Genomic DNA, 18,005 nt, shown 5'->3' with positions numbered 1-18,005 from the left:
CCAAGTAGTCTGGCGCGATGCTGCGCAGCGTCGGGGTCCTGCTCGTGGACGGTCTCGCCATGTTCGAGTTCGGGGTCGTGTGCGAGGTGTTCGGCATCGACCGGACCGACGAGGGCGTGCCGGCGTTCGACTTCCGCGTCGCCGGGGTCGAGGCAGGCGGCACGATCCGGTCGGGCATCGGCGTCGACCTCGTCACCCCGCACGGCCTCGACGCGCTCGACGACGTCGACCTGGTCGCCGTCCCCGCGACCGTCGTGCGCGACGAGTACGAGCCCGCGGTGCTCGACGCCGTCCGCCGCGCGCACGCGCGTGGAGCGACGATCGTGTCGGTGTGCTCGGGCGCGTTCGTGCTCGCCGCCGCAGGGATCCTCGACGGCCGCGTCGCGACCACGCACTGGCGGCACGCGGCCGAGCTGTCCGAGCGCTTCCCCGAGGTCACGGTGGACCCCGACGTGCTGTTCGTCGACGACGGCCAGATCGTCACGAGCGCCGGCACCGCGGCGGGCATCGACGCGTGCCTGCACATCGTCCGGCGCGAGCTCGGCAGCTCCGTGGCCAGCACCATCGCCCGCCGCATGGTGGTCCCGCCGCAGCGTGACGGCGGGCAGCGCCAGTTCATCCCGCAGCCCGTGCCCGAGTGCTCCGACGACTCGCTGCGGCACGTGCTCGAGTGGGTGCAGGGCTCGCTCGCCGACGACCACACGGTCGACACGCTCGCGGCCCGCGCGCTCATGTCGTCGCGCACGTTCGCGCGCCGGTTCGCCGCCGAGACCGGCACCACGCCCATGCGCTGGCTCACGAGCCAGCGGGTCCAGCACGCGCAGCGGCTGCTCGAGGAGACCGGTCTGGACGTCGAGGAGGTCGCGCGCGAGTGCGGGTTCGGGTCCGCGGCGCTGCTGCGGCACCACTTCCGCCGCGTCGTCGGCATCCCGCCCCTCGACTACCGCACCGCGTTCCGCGCGGACGTCGCCTGACCCGTCCGCCGGCGGCGGCTAGGTCGCCGTCAGGAACGTCTCCGTCGACGAGCCCGTCGGGACCGCGAGCGGCACGCCGCCCTCGCCGCCCACCAGCGTGAGCACCGTGACGTCCGCGAGCTCCGGGTGCGGAGCGGCATCGACCCGGTCCAGCGCACCCAGCGGCACGACGACCCGCGCGAGCGAGTAGTCGGGACGGGCGCTGCGCGTGATCCCCTCGCGCCGCGTCACGAGCTCGAGCGTGCGGGGTCCGCTCGCGACGACAGCACCCGCGAGCCTCGTCGGGAGGAACAGGCTGACCACCCGGTGCCACCACGCGGCCGGTCCGGTGCGGCGGGTCTGGAGCGTGCGCGGCCCGTGCCACGCCTGCGCGCGCAGGTCGGGCCGCGAGCGCGCCACGTCCAGGTACTCGCTCACTAGCCCGCGGCCGCGCGGGCCGAGGTCGTCGGAACCGGGCGGCGGACCCCCGGGCGCGGCCGCGACGGCGCGTGCGACCGGGCTGATCGGCGCGTCGCTCGTCGCCGACCGCAGCTCGGAGACCAGCTGCTTCATGCTGCGCCCCGCCGAGCCGTTGTACCGGAAGGACAGCGTGCCACCGTGCCGGTCGTGCAGCGTGAACCGGGCGTCGAGCAGGTCGACGGCGTCGACCACCGCGAGCACGTCCCCGTACGCGACGGCGCTCTCGTCGAACCCGCCGGCCGCGATGCGTGTCAGGACGGTGATGCGCGTGTCGTCGAGCACGACGAGGTGGTCGTACAGGTCCATGTCCGGCGTCGCGTCGCGTCGGGCGATGTCGCGCGGCACCTTGAGCACCAGCCGGGTGCGAGCCAGGTCGAGCCGGAACGGGCGGAACAGGCGCGGCACGTCGTCGGCCGAGCGGACCTCGTCGACCCACGGCCCGAACGCGTCGTACTCCCGGGTGTCCCGGTCGCTCATGCCGACCTCGGCCCGTACATGATCACCGCGACGCCGCCCAGGCACAGGAGCGCGCCGGCGACGTCGTAGCGGTCGGGCCGGAAGCCGTCGGCGACCATGCCCCACAGCAGCGAGCCGACGACGAACACGCCCCCGTACGCCGCGAGGATCCGGCCGAAGTGCGCGTCGGGCTGCAGGGTCGCGACGAACCCGTACAGCCCGAGCGCCACGACGCCGGCACCGACCCACACCCAACCCTTGTGCTCGCGCACGCCCTGCCACACCAGCCACGCACCGCCGATCTCGCAGATCGCGGCGGCGACGAACAGGACCAGCGACCTGACGACCGTCATGGTCCCGAGTGTGCCAGTGCGCCCGGTCGCCCCGGCCTCCGAAGGTCCGTCAGTGCAGCGCGTACTTCATCGCGATGACCGCCAGGCCGAAACAGCCGCACACGGCGATCTCCGAGACGAGCGCGAAGCCACGCCGGCCCGCTCGGTAGGCCGCGAACCCGCCCGCCGTCATGAGCAGGCCCACCGTGAACCACATCGCGACCCACGCCGCGCCGGGCACCGAAGCGCCGAGCAGCCGCGCGACGACGTAGACGACGATCGGCGGCACACCTCCCAGCAGCACGCCCCAGTTGCTCCGCAGCGCGTGCCCCAGCCGCCGCGTCGTCGAGTGCTCGGGGTCCAGGAACCGCCCGCCGACGGCGTCGACGTACACGTGAGCGAGCCAGTACACGAGGGTGACGACGCCCGCCGCGAGGACGACGTGGCCACCCGGTCCCGGGTGCAGGCTCGACACCGCGAGGACCGACGCCGTCACGATGGCGCCGTAGAGCAGCTCGGACGCGCTGTGCGGTGACACCTGGCGAGCGACGTGCCGCACCAGGCCACCGGATCCTGAGCCGCTCACAGGTACCTCGCCTCTCGTGCCCGGACGACGGCATCCGCCCGGGAAGCCGCGCCGAGCTTGCGCATGATGTTCTTGGCGTGCGTCTTGATGGTGTTGACCGAGACGAACAGCGTCGCCGCGATCTCCGGGTACGTGAGCGACGTGGCGAGATAGCCGAGCACCGTCCTCTCCCGCTCCGAGAGCTCGGGTCCGGTGAGCCGCGGCACACGGAGGTCGCGAGCGCCCGTGACCGGGCGTGCGGCCAGCAGCGCGGCGACGAACGGTGTGACGGTCCTGGAGCGGGCGACGCCCCGGACGGCGTCGAGCGACGCGAGCCCGGCCTCCTGCAGCGGGAGCACCCATCCCTCGGGCTCGGCCCGCGCCAGCACCTGCCGCGCGGCGTCCACGATGTCCCCGTCCTCGGCCTGCGCGAGCGCGAGTGCGACGAGCGACGCGTCGAGCCGCCGCCGCGGGGATCGTGCATCCCGCTCGACGTTCTCGAGCGTGGCACGTGCCCGGCCGAGGTCGCCGTCCGCGAGCCGCAGGTGCGCCTCGACGATCCTCCGCAGCCACGGGCTCGACATGGCATCCATCGTGCTCGCCGCTCCGTCGAGGTCACCGGTGTCCAGCAGAAGCCGAGCTCGCCGCGCGCGCACACGGTCGACGAGGCCGCTCGTCGTCGGCGCGTGACGCAGCAGGCGGCGGCACTCGTCGACCACGCGGAACGCGTCGTCGTCGCCTTGTACCCACAGGGCGCGCGACAGACCGAGCAGTGCGAGGACCCGGGCCGGCAGTCGTAGGGCGGAGACGTGCTCGCCGGCCGCCGCGAGGATGCCAGCCGCGTACGACGAGCGCCCACGTTCCAGGTGGACCGATGCCGCGACGACCTCGGGGTGCAGGCGTAGGTCGTGCGAGGCGGGAGCCGCCGCACGCATGCGCTCCGCCAGCGCGTCCGCGACACCCAGCGCGCGCTCGAGGTGCCCCTGCGCGAGCAGGACGTGAGCGGTGGTGCCGGCGATCTCGGCCTGGGCCGCTCGACCGAAGGGCTCGCGGGCCGTCCGGAGCGTCTCGTCGGCTGCCTCCTCCTCCCCCTGCCACGCGAGCGCACGTGCCACGCCCGCCGAGGCGAGCGCCGACCACTCGTCGTCGCCGGGGCCGCTCTCGATCGCCGTCCGACCGTGACGGACCGTGGCTCTCGTGTCGCCGAGCGCCAGCGCGCTCAGCGCGCGCACGCACCACAGCTGCTGACGCGTCGACGCCTCGAGCACCCCAGAGGGCCCGCTCTCACCCGCCAGCGCCGCGACCCTGGCCGCGAGCCGGTCCGCATCCTGCGGGAACCCCTGAACCAGCAGCGCACTCGCGTAACCCACGGCTGCCTGGAGGCTCGCGCGCAGGTCGTCGTCCGTGAGCACGCGCTCCGCATCGTCGAACACGGGCAGCGCGGCGTCCGCGTACGCCTCGAGCACGCCGTCCTGCACGCCTGCGATCGCGTCCCGGCGCCTGCCCGCCCGCCATCGGTGGCGGAACGCGGCGGCCGGTCGGCCGTGCTCGTCGTGCCACCGAGCAGCACGCTCGTGCAGCGCAGCCTCGCGCTCCGGATCGAGCGCGCTCAGGCGGGACCGCAGCAGCTCGGCGAACAGCTGGTGGTAGCGGAACTCCGTGCCGGCCGGGTCGAGCCGGACGAGCATCAGCGACGCCCGCTCCACGTCCTCGAGCGTCACGGCGGACCCCGGTGCCAGCACGGCCGCGAGCGCGGGAGTGAGGACCTCGGCGACGCACGTGTCGAACAGGAACTCGCGCACGTGCTCGGGCTGGGCGTCGAGGACCTCGGACCACAGGTAGTCGCGCGCCGCAGCGTCGGAGGAAGCCAGACGCGCGATGACGTCGTCGCGCCGTCGGGTGTCGCGCAGCGCGAGGCCCGCGAGCTGTACACCTGCTGCCCAGCCCTCGGTGCGGCCCTGCACGAGGTCGACGACGTGGGCGTCCGCGGGCGCACCGAGGCGACGCAGCACGTCACGCACGGCGCGCGCGTCGAACCGGAGGTCCGCCTCGCGCACCTCCACGAGACCCCCGGTGACCCGAAGCCGGTCCAGGCCGAGCCAGGGCTCGCTGCGCGCGCCGACGAGCAGGCGTATCTGAGCCATGCCGCGGGAGAGCAGGAACCGCAGGTGGTCGTGCACGGCGGGGCCCACCAGGTGCAGGTCGTCGAGCACCAGGGCCACCGGGTCATCGAGCGCCTCAGCTTCCGCGAGCAGGCACTCGAGGAGCTGATGGTCCACCCGTTCGTCGAGCGCCAGCAGGTCCAGGCAGGTCGCACCGAACCCCGGTCGTACGGCCGCGACGGCGCGGAGAGCGGCGCGCCAGAACCGGGCGTCGACATCCCCGCGGTCGCACGTCAACCATGCGACGTCGCAGGGATCGCGAGTCGCCGCCCACTGCCCGAGCAGCGACGTCTTCCCCGCACCGGCCGGACCGAGTACGACGGTGAGCGGCGCGGCGGGGTCCTGGCCCAGCCGCGCGAGCAGGTCGGCCCTGGTGACCCACGTGGACGCGACCGGGACGGCGCTCTTGGAGCGCGCGAACGTCGCACCGCCGGTCCGTTCGATCGCCACCACCCGAACGTAGCGGCCCGCGGTTCACCCCGTGGGGGGTGATGTCGTGCCGCATGCCCGGTGGTCGGCTGGGTGCACGCCGACGACGATCCCGTCACCGGCCGAGCGAAGGAGACGTCGATGTCCGTCGGACCCGTGCAGTACGTGCTCATCGCCTTCCCTGGCAGCCGGTTCACGGGCGAGATCGTTCCTGCCCTCGTCGACCTCGTGGAGCACGCCACGATCCGCGTGATCGACATCGTGTTCATGAAGAAGGACGTCACGGGCGCCGTCGAGGTGTTCGAGTACGACGCGCTCGAGGAGACCGCCGCGTTCGCGCACCTGCCCGGAGAGGCGGGCGGGGTGCTCGGTGACGACGACATCGCGCGGGCCGCGGCCGATCTCGAGCCCGGATCGTCGGCCGTGCTCATCGTGTGGGAGGACACGTGGGCGACCGAGCTCGCGGTAGCGATCCGGGACGCGGGCGGCGTGATCCTCGCCGGCGAGCGCATCCCCCGCGACGCCGTCGAGGCCGCGCTGGAGTCCGTGACGAGCGTCTGAGCACGCCATACCGAGAGGAGCACGACCATGATCCGTCGTCCCGTCGCACGACCCGCAGCCCGCGGGCTCGTCGGCACCGCGGCCCGCACGGCCGTCGTCGCGGGCACCGCCGCCGCAGTGTCCGGCCGCGTGGCCCAGGGGCAGGCAGCGCGCCAGGCGGCGCAGCCCGCTGCGGCCGAGCCCGTTCCCGCCCCTGCCCCGGCTGCGCCGGCCCCGGCGTCCGTCGACGAGATCGCGGCGCAGCTGACCCAGCTCGCGGCGCTGCGCGACCAGGGAGTGCTGACTCCCGACGAGTTCGCCGTGCAGAAGGCCCGCATCCTGGGCGCCTGAGCGCCCCGTCCCGAGGAGCTCACGCCATGTCGCACGTCCATCCCCTGCCCCCGACGCCGCAGACCGCGGCAGCCAACCGCGAGGCTCTCGAGCACCTCCCGATGCACGACGTCGACGACTTCGCCGATGCTGCCCGTGGCCTGATCGCGCCGCTCACCGAGGCCGTGCTGCACGCGGACGGGACGCCGATCTTCGACCCGTCATGGTTCGACTTCATCGAGGACGACACCCCTGCTCCGGACTCGGTGCACCCGAGCCTGTGGCGGCAGGCGCAGCTGATGAAGCGCGGCGGCCTGTACGAGGTCGTCGCGGGCCTGTACCAGGTCCGCAACAACGACATCGGCGACCTCACCGTCATCGAGGGCGACGACGGTCTCGTCGTCATCGACTGCACCACGGGCATCGAGAGTGGCGCGCAGGCGATGCGCATGATCCGCGAGCACGTGAGCGACAAGCCGGTCGCCGCCGTGGTCTACACGCACACGCACGCGGACCACTACGGCGGCGTCAAGGGCGTCGTCGACCCTGCCGACGTCGCGAGCGGGAGGGTGCCGATCATCGCGCCCGGCACGGTGCGGTCGTTCGACCGCTTCGCCATCGGGGAGAACGTCGTCGCGGGCGCGGCGATGGCGCGTCGTGCCCAGTACGCGTTCGGCAGCCTGCTCCCGTACGGCGAACGCGGTTTCGTGACGTGCGGCATCGGCAACGCTCTCGGCAACCCGACGATCTCGTACATCTCCCCGACCGATCCGATCACGCGCACGGGCGAGCGGCGCACGATCGCGGGGATCGAGCTCGAGTTCCTCTACGCGCCGGACACCGAGGCGCCCGAGAACATGCACGTCTGGATCCCGCAGCTCGGGGCGCTCACGTGCGCCGAGAACGCCAACCACGCGCTGCACAACATCCAGACGCTACGCGGTGCCCGCACGCGAGATGCACGCAACTTCGCGCGGTTCCTCGACGAGACCCTCGAACGGTGGGGGGACGAGGCCGCGGTGCACTTCGGTCCGCACACATGGCCAGTGTGGGGCAACGCGTCCGTGACGGAGTTCATCGGCTCGCAGCGCGACACCTACAAGTTCATCCACGACCAGGCGCTGCGCTTCGCGAACAAGGGCTGGACGCCGCTCGAGGCCGCCGAGGAGATCGAGCTCCCGCCTGCGCTCAGCCAGCGTTGGTACAACCGCGGCTACCACGGGACCGTGCACCACGACGTGCGTGCGGTGTACACGAAGGAGCTGGGGATGTGGGATGGCGACCCGGTGTCGCTCAACCCGCACACACCCGTCGAGACCGCTCGGCGCTACGTCCAGCTGGTGGGCGCCGAGCGGCTGATGGAGGAGGGCCGTCGGGCGCTCGAGCAGGCCGACTACCGGTGGGCGACGCAGGTCCTGCACCACGTGGTGTTCGCCGAGCCCGAGAACACGGAGGCCAAGGAGCTCGCGGCGCGCGCGTACGAGCAGCTCGGCTACCAGGCGGAGGGACCTCAGTGGCGTGGAGTGATGCTCACGGCGGCGCTCGAGCTGCGCACGGGCGTGCGTTCGTCAGGCCTGACGAGCGCGAGCGACGACTCGATCAACGCGATGCCGGTCGACATCCTGTTCGACTACGCCGCCGTGCACGTCGACGGCCGGAAGGCAGCCGACGCCGACGTCCTGATCGACATCGCGCTGACCGACCAGCACGACGACCCGCACGACGAGCGCTGGCACTTTTGGGTCCGGCGTGGCGTCCTCAACGCGCGCCGAGGACCGAGCCCGTCCCCTCGGCTCTCGCTGAGCGGTCCCAAGGCGTCGCTCGTCGCGGTGCTGCTCGACCCCGCGTCCGCGGGTGCGCTCGTCGACGCGGGCGCTCTGATGCTGACGGGGGACCCGTCCGAGCTCGACGCGTACGCCGCGCTCCTGGACTCAGCCGACCCCGTGTTCCCGATCGTGACGCCCTGAGCCGGGTGCCACGCGCTCGGTACGTGGCGGCGACCACGCTCGAGGGGAGCGCCGTCGCACGGCGCGGCCTGCCCGGGGTCGATGCCCCGGGCAGGCCGATGCGCCGTCAGTGCGCGAGCACCGCCTCGGGCTCCGGGTCCACGACCGTCGTCGCCGTGCCGGCTGAACGCCGCGGGATGAGCAGCACGATGCACGCACCCAGCGCAGCGGCCGCCGCACCGATGACGAAGCACAGCCGGAAAGCACCGTGCGTGGGGATCGCCGCGCCGCCGAGGTCCATCGTGCGACTGGTCAGGACGACGACCATCACGGCCCCGGCCACCGTGGTACCCATCGACCGCATGAGGCTGTTCACGCCGACGCTCGAGGCCGCCTCCGCCGCGGGCACGTTGGTGAGGATGAGCGTGGGCATCGCCGCGTAGCCGATGCCGACGCCCGCCGCGGCGACGCACGACGCGAGCATGAGCTGCCACGGCGCGTTCGTCATGAACACCGCCAGGACGTAGCCGCCGGCGATGACGAACGCCCCGGTCGCGAGCGTGAGCCGTCCGCCGAACCGCGTGAGCAGCCGGCTCGACACGGGCGCGAACAGCATCATGACGATTCCGGCCGGCGCCATCCACAGCCCTGCGGCGAGGATGCTCTGGCCGAGGCCGTAGCCCGTGGCCTCGGGCATCTCGAGGAGCTGGGGGACGACGATCGACTGCGCCATCATGCCGAAGCCGATGAGCACGGCCGCGACGTTGGTCAGCAGCACGGGGCGCTTCGCGGTGGTGCGCAGGTCGACGAGCGGGTCGTCGTGCCGCAGCTGGTACGCGCCCCAGACGAGCAGGACGACCACGCCGCCCGCGATCATGCCGATCGTGCCGAGGCTCGACCAGCCCCAGTCGTTGCCCTTGGAGACGCCGACGAGCAGGGACACGAGCCCGATGGCGAGGCCGATCGCGCCGAGCACGTCGAGCCGGCCGGGGTGCGCGTCGTGGATGTGGGGCAAGACCGTCGCGGAGAGCACGACCATGAGAGCGGCGAGCACCGCGGAGACCCAGAACAGCATGTGCCAGTCGTGGCTCTGCGCGATCCATGCCGCGAGCGGCAGGCCGAGCGCGCCGCCGACGCCGAGCGTCGCGCTCACGCCCGCGACCGCGGTGTTGCGCATGTGCGCGGGCGTGACCTCGCGGACCATCGAGATGGCGACGGGGATGTAGCCCATCGCGACGCCCTGCAGCACGCGGCCGACGAGCACCGGTCCGACGGTGTCCGACACCGCGCACACGAGCGAGCCGACGAGCAGGATCGACGCGGACACGACGAGGACGGGCTTCTTACCGACGAGGTCCGCGAGCCGCCCGGTCACGGGCATCGCGACCGCGGCGCCGAGCAGTGTCGCGGTGACGACCCACGACGCCGTGCTGGCGGTGGTGTGCAGGAGCTCGGGCAGCTCGCTCTGGATCGGGATGACGAGCGACTGCATCAGCGCGGAGCAGAGGCTCGCGAAGCACAGGACCGCGACGACGACGACCGCGCGACGGTCGGCGCCCGCGGGCGCGGCGGGGGTGGGGTTCATAGGGCCTTCTTCGACGAGGTTGCGATGTGTAACCTACACATCACCGGTATGTAGAGTACATACGTCGGCGCCGGATGCCAACGACGACGAGCACGCCGCGGGAGGATGGGCCGATGGACGCCAGGACGCCGGACCGCTCGTCGGCGCAGCCCCCGCCCGACCTCTCGCCCGACCGGGCCGTCGGCTGGCTCATGCGCCAGCTCGCCCGGCACATGCACCTCGCCGAGCAGCGCATGCGCCTCAACACCGCGGACATGCGCCTGCTGTGGCTCCTGTCGGACGGTCGACCCCGCACGCTGCGCGAGGTCTCAGACGCCCTCGGCCTCGAGCAGTCCACGGTCAACCGCCAGGCCAACGCCGCTCTCGACGCGGGCCTGCTGCGCCGGTTCGACGAGCCCGGGCACACGGCCCGCCTGCTCGAGCCGACCGACGAGGGCCGGTCCGCTCTCGAACGCGACCTCGCAGGCGCGCTCGGGGCCCTCTCGGCGAGCCTCGACACGCTCGGGCCGGACGCGGAGACGTTCCTCTCCCTGTTCGCGCGCTTCGTCGAGGCCTACGGCGACGCCGTGGAGGAGCTGTGACCGCACCCCGGATCGGCACGATGCTGCCGCGCGACCTGCCCGCGTCGCAGGTCCTGCCGTTCGCGCGCCGGGCCGACGAGCTCGGGTTCGACGAGCTGTGGGTCGTCGAGGACCTCGGCTTCCGCGGGGGAGTCGCGCAGGCCGCGGCCGTGCTCGCCGCGACCGACCGCATCCACGTGGGCATCGGCATCCTGCCCGCCGGGGCGCGCAACGCCGCGTTCGCCGCGATGGAGGTCGCGACGCTCGCGCAGCTGTTCCCCGGGCGCGTGACGATCGGCGTCGGCCACGGCATGCCCGGGTGGATGCGACAGGTCGGGACGTGGCCGCGCTCACCGCTGACCCTGCTCGGCGAGCACGTGTCCGCCGTGCGCTCGATCGTGCGTGGCGAGCGCGTGAGCGTCGACGGCCTCGTGCACCTCGACGACGTCGTGCTCGACCCCTCGGCGGTGCCCGACGAGGTCCCCGACGTCCTGCTGGGCGTGCGCGGACCGCGGTCGCTCGCGCTGTCCGGCCGCGTCGCGGACGGCACCGTGCTGGCCGAGCCGGTGACCCCGCAGTACGTGCGGGCTGCGCTCGAGCAGGTCGCGGCGGCCGGGCCGCACCGGCTCGTCGCCTACAACGTCGCGGCCGTCGACGACGACGAGGCCGCCGCGGTCGACGCCGTCCGGCCCGCGCTGCAGTGGGTCGGGGACCCCGACTGGGCGCCCCACCTGGCGCCCCTCGAGATCGGCGCCGACGTCGCTGCGCTCCGCGCGGCCTCGGCCGGTCGCGAGGAGTTCGCACGAGCGCTGCCGGACGCGTGGGTCCGCGAGCTGGCGCTCGCCGGCACTCCGCAGCGCGTGCGCGCACGCATCGACGAGCTCACACGCGTCGGGGTGACGAGCAACGTCCTGGTGCCCGTGGGCGACCCGGCCGCCGCGCTGGAGCAGCTCGCCCGCGTGCTCTGAGCCGACCCAGCCGACCCGGTGGGCGCCCCCACGCAACCCCCACGCAGCCCCCGCGCCAGGCGCCCGGATACGCTCGCGGGCATGACGACGCCGACGACGCCCACCGACCCGTCCCCCGCTCGCGTCGACCCGCCGCTGTCCGGCTCCGAGGCCGAGACGCTGCTCGGCTTCCTCGAGTTCCACCGGGCGACCCTGCTCACGAAGTGCGGCGGCCTCACCGACGAGCAGCTCCGGCAGACGCTCCCGCCGTCGACGATCACGCTCGGCGGGCTGCTCAAGCACCTCGCGCTGGTCGAGGACAACTGGACCTCGGAGGTCCTGCTCGGGAGCGATGCCCTCGAGCCGTGGGCGTCGGTCGACTGGTCGGCGGACCGCGACTGGGAGTGGAACAGCGCGGCGCAGGACACGGGTGCGGAGCTCCTCGCACTGTACGCGACGTCGGTCGAGCGGTCGCGGCGCATCGTCGACGACGCGCTCGCCTCCGGGGGCCTCGACCAGCTCTCGGTCCGGGAGAGCCGCCACCACGGCGGCCGGTTCAGCCTGCGCTGGATCCTCGTGCACCTCGTCGAGGAGTACGCGCGCCACAACGGGCACGCCGACCTGGTGCGCGAGTCCATCGACGGCAGCACGGGCGAGTAGCACCCCAGCGGTCGCGCGAACGGGCGGGCACCCGCAGACTCTCGGCGTGGCCCGAACACCCCAGCGCACCGCCGTCGTCGTCAACGCCCACCGCGTCACGGGCACCGACGAGCTGCGCGAGCAGATCACCAGCGCGCTCGCCGACGCGGGCTGGCCCGCCCCCGCGTGGCTCGAGACCACCGCGGAGGACCCCGGGACGGGCCAGGCGCGTCAGGCAGCGCGCGACGGCGCGGAAGTCGTCATGGTGTGCGGCGGAGACGGGACCGTGCGGGCCGTGATCGAAGGCCTCGTCGGGACCGACGCGGCGCTCGCCGTGCTCCCGGGCGGCACGGGCAACCTGCTGGCCAAGAACCTGGGCATCCCGACCGACGTCGACGGGGGCGTCCGCGCCGTGACCGCGGGCGAGCGCCGACGCATCGACGTCGGCGAGGTGGACGGGCAGGCGTTCGCGATCATGGCCGGCATCGGCTTCGACGCGAAGATCATGGACGACGCCCCGGCACGCGTGAAGAACGTCATGGGCCCGGTCGCGTACGTGTTCTCCGCGCTGCGGCACCTGGTCGACCGCGAGATGCACGTCGAGATCACCGTCGACGGCGGCGAGACCCTGCGCCGGCATGCGCGCACGGTCGTCGTCGGCAACGTCGGCCGGCTCCAGGGGGGCGTGGACCTCCTGCCCGACGCGAGGCCCGACTCGGGCGAGCTCGACGTCGCGGTCGTCGCGCCGCGCAACATCGGGCACTGGCTCAAGCTCGTCGTCGCGATCGCGCTGCGCCGCCGGCACGCGCCCCACCGCGAGACGTTCCGCGGCTCGCACGTGCTGGTGCGCGCGGGCGCACCCGAGCCGCGTCAGCTCGACGGCGACGTGATCGACGACTCGACGACGCTCGAGGTGAGCGTGCGGCGCTCGGCCCTCACGGTGTGCGTCGCCGCGGCCGACGAGCGCGCGGACGACATCGCCGACGTCGACGCTCGCCCCGGGGGTGTCCGTGACGCTGCGTCCTGACGCACAATGCCGTCCGTGAGAACCAGCGCCGGGCCGCCGGACGACGACGTGCGGGAGACCGCCCGCACCGGTGCCGACCTGCTCGGACCCACCACCGACGCGGACCCCGCCTACGAGCGGTTCGCGCGCCTCGTGCAGGCGTACCTGCACGTCCCCGTCGCGCTCGTCACGTTCGTCGGCCCCGACGGCCAGCGCTTCCCGGGCGCCCTGGGGCTGCCCGAGCCGTACCAGTCGCGGCGCGGCACGCCGCTGTCGCACTCCTTCTGCCAGCACGTCGTGGCGCGCGACCGTCCGCTCGTCGTCTCCGACGCCCGCACGGTCGACCTGGTGCGCGACAACCTGGCGATCCCCGACCTGGGCGTGATCGCCTACGCCGGCTTCCCGCTGCACGACCGGGAAGGCGTGGCCGTGGGCAGCCTGTGCGCGATCGACGACCACCCGCGCGAGTGGACCCACGACGAGCTCGAGGTGCTGCAGGACCTGGCGCTCGCGTGCGGCTCGGAGATCCGGCAGCGCGAGGCGGTCGCCCTCGCGGACCGGCGCGAGGAGCACGCGCGGGTGCTGCTCGACCTGTCGGAGGCGTTCACGCGCACGCGCACCCCGCACGACGTGCTCGACGCCGTCGAGCGCGCGGCGATCGAGCTCACGGGCGCGAGCAGGGCCGCGATCGGCGTGGTCCGCGGGGACATGCTCGAGTGGGTGCGGCACGCCGACGTCCCCGGCGGTCCGCCGACGCTGTGGCAGCGCGAACCCGTCACCAACCGCGCGTCGCCGGCGATCTCCGCGATGCTCGGCCGCCGGCCCCTGCTGTTCGACGACGCGGCGCAGATGGGTGCCGCCTTCCCGCTCGTCGCCGGAGTGGGCGGACCTGGCGCCGCGGCGTTCCTGCCGCTGACCACGTCGACCGCGCTGCTCGGCGCGATCGTCCTGCGGTGGGACGGGCCGCGGACGCTCACGGGCGTGCTGGGCGACCTGGTGGTGACCCTCGCGAGCGACGCGTCGACGGCGTTCGAGCGCGCGCAGCTCCTCGAGAGCCGCACGGACGTCGCGCGCACGCTGCAGGAGGCCATGCTCTCGCGCCTGCCGGAGCCTGCCGGCGTGACGCTCGAGGCCGCGTACGCGCCGGCCGAGGTCACCGAGCAGGTCGGTGGCGACTGGTACGACGCGCTCGAGCTGAGCGACGGCGGGTTCGCGGTCGTCGTCGGTGACGTCACGGGCCACGACCTGCAGGCCGCGACGCTCATGGGCCAGCTGCGCCCGATGCTGCGCAGCCTGCTGTGGGAGCACGACAAGCCACCGTCGCGCGTGCTGGAGCTGCTGGACCGCGCGAACGTCGGCACCGGTCTGCAGGCGACGGCCACCGCGATCCTCGCCCGGCTCGAGCCGCCGACCCCGCACGGGCGGCGCCGGCTCACGTGGTCGAACGCGGGCCACCCGCCGCCGTTCGTGCGCCGCGCGTCGGGCGAGGTCGAGCGGCTCGACGCACGCCCGGACCTCCCGCTCGGCTTCGTGCCCGAGCGCGCACGCACCGACAGCAGCGTCAACCTGCGCCCGGGCGACACGCTCGTGCTCTACACGGACGGCCTCGTCGAGCGGCGCACGGGCGACCTGCCGGGCGCGCTCGACCGCGCGCAGGCCGAGCTCGCGAGAGCGGGGCGGCTGAGCGCGCGCCGCGTCCTCGACGGGCTCGCCCCTCCGGTCGAGCGCCACGACGACGTCGTCGTGCTGACCATGCGCCTCGACGACGCCGACGTCACCCCCGCAGCAGGAGACCCAGCAGAGCCACGTTGAGCGCGACGACGAGCACGACGACCGTCACGAGCACCGCGTGCAGCCGTCCGCCGTTGCGGGCGTCACCCATGACGTCCCGCGAGCGCGTGAACCGTACGAGCGGGACCACGGCGAACGGGATGCCGAAGCTCAGCACCACCTGGCTGACGACGAGCGTCCACGTGGGGTCGGCACCGACGGCGAGCAGCACCACCGCGGGCACGAGCGTGACGACCCGGCGCACCAGGATCGGCACGCGGCGGTGCAGGAGGCCCTGCATGATCGTCGCGCCCGCGTACGCCCCGACGGACGTCGACGCGAGCCCGGACGCGAGCAGCCCGACCGCGAACGCGACGCCGATGCCGGTGCCCAGCGCCGCGACGATCGCGGCGTGCGCCCCTTCGATCGTGTCGGTGCCCGGCAGCCCGCGCAGCCCGGACGCGGCGAGCAGCAGCAGCCCGATGTTGACGATCCCGGCGACGACGAGCGCGGTGCCCACGTCCCACCTGGTGGCACGCAGCAGCCGGTCGCGCGCGGGCCCCGCGGGCGCGTGACCGTGCCGGTCACGCGCGAGGGCGGAGTGCACGTAGATCGCATGGGGCATGACGGTCGCACCGAGCATGCTCGCCGCGAGCAGCACCGAGTCCGATCCGTCGAACCGCGGGACCAGGCCGGACAGCACGCCGCGCGCGTCGGGCGGGCTCACGACGAGCCCCGCGAGGAAGCCGATCGTCACGACGGCCAGGAGGCCGACGACGACCGTCTCGAACCGTCGCTGCCCGTACCGGTCCTGCGTCGCGAGGACCGCGAGGGAGACCACGCCGACGATGATCCCGCCGAGCCACAGCGGCACCCCGAACAGCAGCTGCAGCGCGATGGCCCCTCCGACGACCTCCGCGATGTCGGTCGCGGCCGCGACCAGCTCCGCCTGGACCCAGAACGCGAGCCTCCCGCGCCGGCCGAGGCGGTCGCCGAGCACGTCGGGCAGCGACCGCCCGGTGACGAGCCCCAGCTTCGCCGACTGGTACTGCACCAGCACGGCCATCGCGTTCGCGACGACCAGCACCCACAGCAGCAGGTACCCGTAGCGGGCCCCCGCGGTGAGGTTCGCGGCGACGTTGCCGGGGTCGACGTACGCCACGGCGGCGACGAACGCGGGTCCGAGCAGCCACGGCAGTCGCGTGGCGCGGCTCGTCGGCCGCGTGGCCGTCGTCGTCATCCGGTCCTCCGCGTCTGAAGTTTCGGTCTACCGAACTCTACGCGTATTCCGGTGGACGCGGCGCTCGACGCGGCGGACGCTGAGGGACATGTGGGAGCTCCAGGAGGTCACGGTCCCCGCGTCGGGACAGCCCGACAACTCGGCGACGCTGCTCGCGTACGTCGACGTCGCCAACGCCGTCACGCTCGACACCTGGGGCGAGGTCGACTTCTGCCGCGACGCCCTCGAGGTGCTCGGGTCGCTGCGCGCGCAGGCCTACGAGCGCAAGGTGCGGCTCGTCGCCCTCGAGGACGGCCGACCCGTCGGGTACGGCGCGCTGAACCTGCCGCAGCGCGACAACACGCACACCGGGTACGTCGAGCTCGGGGTGCTGCCCGACGACCGACGCCGCGGCATCGGGTCAGCGCTCTACCACTCGCTCCTCGCGATCGCACGAGACTCCGGCCGCACGCGCGTCACCGCGTCGACCGACTTCCGCACCGAGGCCGCTCCCGACCAGGACGCGCTCGTCGCCCCCACGGGGTCGGGCCGGGTGCCCGCGGACGACCCCGGTGCACGCTTCCTGCTCGCGCGCGGCTGGCGGCTCGAGCAGGTCGAGCGTCGCTCCGTGCTGCACCTCCCGCTGCCCGCCGGGACGCTCGACGGGCACCTCGCCGACGCCCAGGCTGTCGCGGGCGACGACTACCGGCTCGTGCTGTGGGACGCGCACTGCCCCGACGAGTGGGTCGACTCGTTCGCGTACCTCCAGTCCCGCATGAGCACCGACGCCCCCACGGGCGGCCTCGACTACCGCGAGGAGACGTGGGACGCGGCGCGCGTGCGCGACCAGGAGCACGAGTTCGCCGAGCGCCGCCTCGGGTACCTCGCGGTCGCGGCGGAGCACGTGCCGTCGCGCACACTCGTCGCCTACTCGGCGTTCCTCACCGTGCCGCACACCGACGCGTACGTGCACCAGCACGACACGCTCGTCGTCGCCGAGCACCGCGGCCACCGACTCGGGATGCTGGTCAAGGCCGCGAACCTGCAGCGCCTCGAGCGCGACCTGCCGGCCGTGCGCCGCGTCGGGACGTGGAACGCCGAGGAGAACTCGTACATGCTCGCGATCAACGTGCGGCTCGGTTTCGCACCCGAGGGCGGGGCCGGCGAGTGGCAGCTCGACCTGTGAACGAGCGCGTGAGGACAACCGACGCGGGCGACCGCTAGATCACGCGCTCGCCGCGCGCCGCCATCGACCACCACGCGCTCCAGCGCGCACCCACGTCGGCGAACGTCGCATCGTCGACCCCGTACGCGTTGAGCACCGCGTTGACCGCACCGTTGGGCGGGTCGCTCGCGACGGGCGTCTCCTGCAGCACCAGGAGCGCCGCGGTGATGCCGTGCAGGTGCAGCCCCAGCTGCTGGTCGGTCTTGAACCAGACGGTGCCGCCGAGCAACGTCCCGTCCGGCCGACGAGCCTGCACGTTCCCCCCGACCGGGACGCCGCGCACGCCGTGCAGCCCCGCGCGGGCGAGCAGCCGGTCACGCGAGGTGCCGGCGTCGAGGCCGATCACGGCGAGCGTGCGCCGCTCCTCGCCGGGCTGGACGCCGAGCGCGAACCGCAGCTGCTGCGCCGACGCGATCCACAGCTCGTCGAGCTCGTCGCGCACGCCGTCGTACGCCGCGTGCGAGCCCTCCCGGCTGGGCCGGGTCACCGAGAGCCGTGTCCGTCCACCACCGGGCGCCCGGCGGCCTGCCGTCGCGGCACCGGTCGCCGCGGCTTCGGTCGCCGGGACACCCGCCGCGGAGCCCGTGGTCGCGCGGGCCTCGACGACGAGCACGCTCCGGGGCCACGTCAGCGTGCGCGTCGTCGTGCCGTCGCCGGTCCGCTCGTGCTCGTCGGGCGCGTCGACGACGTCGTCCCTGATGCGCTCGTCGAGCTCGGCGTCCTCCCACCGGAACCAGCGCCGCACGAGCTCGGGCTCGCGCAGGTGCCGCCACACCGATGGTCAACCTCGTGGTGCGCTCGCTGCGGGTCGACGGTCGCTGGGGGCTCGACCACTACGCCGCGCTCGGCACCGTGCAGGGT

Annotated in this window: 17 protein-coding genes; 10 read left to right on the top strand and 7 right to left on the bottom strand. The window is 73.8% G+C overall.

All coding sequences use genetic code 11. The features are described from left to right. Window positions 1-17 precede the first annotated feature (17 nt). Window positions 18-974, top strand: coding sequence for a helix-turn-helix domain-containing protein (locus AW16_RS0103655; RefSeq protein ID WP_029288306.1), 957 nt, complete (start codon window positions 18-20; stop codon window positions 972-974). 18 nt (window positions 975-992) lie between these two features. Here the strand turns inward: AW16_RS0103655 and AW16_RS0103650 are convergent, their stop codons facing one another. From AW16_RS0103650 to AW16_RS0103635, 4 genes are read right to left on the bottom strand one after another with little or no spacing between them, the layout of a single operon-like run. Next, complete coding sequence (locus AW16_RS0103650; protein ID WP_029288305.1) at window positions 993-1,910, bottom strand: hypothetical protein; 918 nt, start codon at window positions 1,908-1,910, stop codon at window positions 993-995. Continuing rightward, window positions 1,907-2,242 (bottom strand): YnfA family protein, encoded by a 336-nt coding sequence (locus tag AW16_RS0103645; protein ID WP_029288304.1) that lies wholly within the window; start codon window positions 2,240-2,242, stop codon window positions 1,907-1,909. Before AW16_RS0103645 ends, AW16_RS0103650 begins: the two co-directional genes overlap by 4 nt. 49 nt (window positions 2,243-2,291) lie before the next feature. After that, a complete protein-coding gene (locus AW16_RS0103640; protein WP_029288303.1) occupies window positions 2,292-2,780 on the bottom strand; it encodes a hypothetical protein in 489 nt (162 codons plus the stop codon). A gap of 23 nt (window positions 2,781-2,803) precedes the next feature. Further along, on the bottom strand, window positions 2,804-5,398 hold the full coding sequence (locus tag AW16_RS0103635; protein WP_029288302.1) for a LuxR C-terminal-related transcriptional regulator: 2,595 nt from the start codon (window positions 5,396-5,398) through the stop codon (window positions 2,804-2,806). 120 nt (window positions 5,399-5,518) lie between these two features. Between AW16_RS0103635 and AW16_RS0103630 the strand changes: the two genes are divergently transcribed. Genes AW16_RS0103630 through AW16_RS0103620 form a run of 3 tightly spaced genes read left to right on the top strand, consistent with a single transcriptional unit; the run spans window position 5,519 to window position 8,214 of the window. Then, a complete protein-coding gene (locus tag AW16_RS0103630) occupies window positions 5,519-5,938 on the top strand; it encodes a DUF6325 family protein (RefSeq protein WP_029288301.1) in 420 nt (139 codons plus the stop codon). 27 nt (window positions 5,939-5,965) lie between these two features. Next, window positions 5,966-6,268, top strand: coding sequence for an SHOCT domain-containing protein (locus AW16_RS0103625; RefSeq protein ID WP_051681648.1), 303 nt, complete (start codon window positions 5,966-5,968; stop codon window positions 6,266-6,268). Window positions 6,269-6,294: 26 nt separating this feature from the next. Beyond that, the gene (locus AW16_RS0103620; protein ID WP_029288299.1) at window positions 6,295-8,214 is read left to right on the top strand and encodes an alkyl/aryl-sulfatase; all 1,920 of its coding nucleotides are present in this window, start codon (window positions 6,295-6,297) and stop codon (window positions 8,212-8,214) included. A gap of 106 nt (window positions 8,215-8,320) precedes the next feature. Here AW16_RS0103620 and AW16_RS0103615 read toward each other — a convergent pair whose 3' ends face one another. Next, window positions 8,321-9,778 carry an MFS transporter gene (locus AW16_RS0103615; protein WP_051681647.1) on the bottom strand — a complete coding sequence of 486 codons (1,458 nt, stop codon included), beginning with the start codon at window positions 9,776-9,778 and terminating at the stop codon, window positions 8,321-8,323. 113 nt (window positions 9,779-9,891) lie between these two features. On the opposite strand from AW16_RS0103615, the gene AW16_RS17500 reads away from it, so the two are divergent. The 5 genes from AW16_RS17500 (at window position 9,892) to AW16_RS0103590 (ending at window position 14,742) form a co-directional block, all read left to right on the top strand. Beyond that, complete coding sequence (locus AW16_RS17500; protein ID WP_051681646.1) at window positions 9,892-10,359, top strand: MarR family winged helix-turn-helix transcriptional regulator; 468 nt, start codon at window positions 9,892-9,894, stop codon at window positions 10,357-10,359. Next, window positions 10,356-11,306 carry an LLM class flavin-dependent oxidoreductase gene (locus AW16_RS0103605; protein ID WP_029288296.1) on the top strand — a complete coding sequence of 317 codons (951 nt, stop codon included), beginning with the start codon at window positions 10,356-10,358 and terminating at the stop codon, window positions 11,304-11,306. The genes AW16_RS17500 and AW16_RS0103605 overlap by 4 nt, the downstream gene beginning before the upstream one ends. An 81-nt stretch (window positions 11,307-11,387) precedes the next feature. After that, window positions 11,388-11,945, top strand: a complete 558-nt coding sequence (locus AW16_RS0103600; RefSeq protein WP_029288295.1) for a DinB family protein — start codon at window positions 11,388-11,390, stop codon at window positions 11,943-11,945. Window positions 11,946-11,991: 46 nt separating this feature from the next. Then, window positions 11,992-12,951 carry a diacylglycerol kinase family protein gene (locus AW16_RS0103595; protein WP_029288294.1) on the top strand — a complete coding sequence of 320 codons (960 nt, stop codon included), beginning with the start codon at window positions 11,992-11,994 and terminating at the stop codon, window positions 12,949-12,951. Between the two features lie 15 nt (window positions 12,952-12,966). Beyond that, window positions 12,967-14,742 (top strand): GAF domain-containing SpoIIE family protein phosphatase, encoded by a 1,776-nt coding sequence (locus tag AW16_RS0103590; protein WP_197021549.1) that lies wholly within the window; start codon window positions 12,967-12,969, stop codon window positions 14,740-14,742. Here the strand turns inward: AW16_RS0103590 and AW16_RS0103585 are convergent. Further along, window positions 14,705-15,940, bottom strand: coding sequence for an Nramp family divalent metal transporter (locus tag AW16_RS0103585; protein ID WP_029288290.1), 1,236 nt, complete (start codon window positions 15,938-15,940; stop codon window positions 14,705-14,707). The two genes, AW16_RS0103590 and AW16_RS0103585, sit on opposite strands and share 38 nt — an antisense overlap. 88 nt (window positions 15,941-16,028) lie before the next feature. On the opposite strand from AW16_RS0103585, the gene AW16_RS0103580 reads away from it, so the two are divergent. Beyond that, window positions 16,029-17,105, top strand: a complete 1,077-nt coding sequence (locus AW16_RS0103580) for a GNAT family N-acetyltransferase (protein ID WP_029288288.1) — start codon at window positions 16,029-16,031, stop codon at window positions 17,103-17,105. Between the two features lie 34 nt (window positions 17,106-17,139). Here the strand turns inward: AW16_RS0103580 and AW16_RS0103575 are convergent, their stop codons facing one another. Further along, the gene (locus AW16_RS0103575; RefSeq protein ID WP_051681644.1) at window positions 17,140-17,919 is read right to left on the bottom strand and encodes a hypothetical protein; all 780 of its coding nucleotides are present in this window, start codon (window positions 17,917-17,919) and stop codon (window positions 17,140-17,142) included. Window positions 17,920-18,005 lie beyond the last annotated feature (86 nt).

The sequence above is a fragment of the Cellulomonas sp. HZM genome (assembly GCF_000708885.1).
In the GTDB taxonomy this organism is placed as follows: domain Bacteria; phylum Actinomycetota; class Actinomycetes; order Actinomycetales; family Cellulomonadaceae; genus Cellulomonas.
Note: the sequence above shows the minus strand (reverse complement) of the source record. Positions and strands in the feature narration are given on the sequence as shown.

Excerpts from the sequence above, each read along its gene's own strand:
- AW16_RS0103625 (WP_051681648.1), top strand. The coding sequence starts at position 5,966 with ATGATCCGTCGTCCCGTCGCACGACCCGCAGCCCGCGGGCTCGTCGGC.
- AW16_RS0103645 (WP_029288304.1), bottom strand. The coding sequence starts at position 2,242 with ATGACGGTCGTCAGGTCGCTGGTCCTGTTCGTCGCCGCCGCGATCTGC.
- AW16_RS0103600 (WP_029288295.1), top strand. The coding sequence starts at position 11,388 with ATGACGACGCCGACGACGCCCACCGACCCGTCCCCCGCTCGCGTCGAC.
- AW16_RS0103630 (WP_029288301.1), top strand. The coding sequence starts at position 5,519 with ATGTCCGTCGGACCCGTGCAGTACGTGCTCATCGCCTTCCCTGGCAGC.
- AW16_RS0103650 (WP_029288305.1), bottom strand. The coding sequence starts at position 1,910 with ATGAGCGACCGGGACACCCGGGAGTACGACGCGTTCGGGCCGTGGGTC.
- AW16_RS0103655 (WP_029288306.1), top strand. The coding sequence starts at position 18 with ATGCTGCGCAGCGTCGGGGTCCTGCTCGTGGACGGTCTCGCCATGTTC.
- AW16_RS0103580 (WP_029288288.1), top strand. The coding sequence starts at position 16,029 with ATGTGGGAGCTCCAGGAGGTCACGGTCCCCGCGTCGGGACAGCCCGAC.
- AW16_RS0103620 (WP_029288299.1), top strand. The coding sequence starts at position 6,295 with ATGTCGCACGTCCATCCCCTGCCCCCGACGCCGCAGACCGCGGCAGCC.
- AW16_RS17500 (WP_051681646.1), top strand. The coding sequence starts at position 9,892 with ATGGACGCCAGGACGCCGGACCGCTCGTCGGCGCAGCCCCCGCCCGAC.
- AW16_RS0103585 (WP_029288290.1), bottom strand. The coding sequence starts at position 15,940 with ATGACGACGACGGCCACGCGGCCGACGAGCCGCGCCACGCGACTGCCG.
- AW16_RS0103615 (WP_051681647.1), bottom strand. The coding sequence starts at position 9,778 with ATGAACCCCACCCCCGCCGCGCCCGCGGGCGCCGACCGTCGCGCGGTC.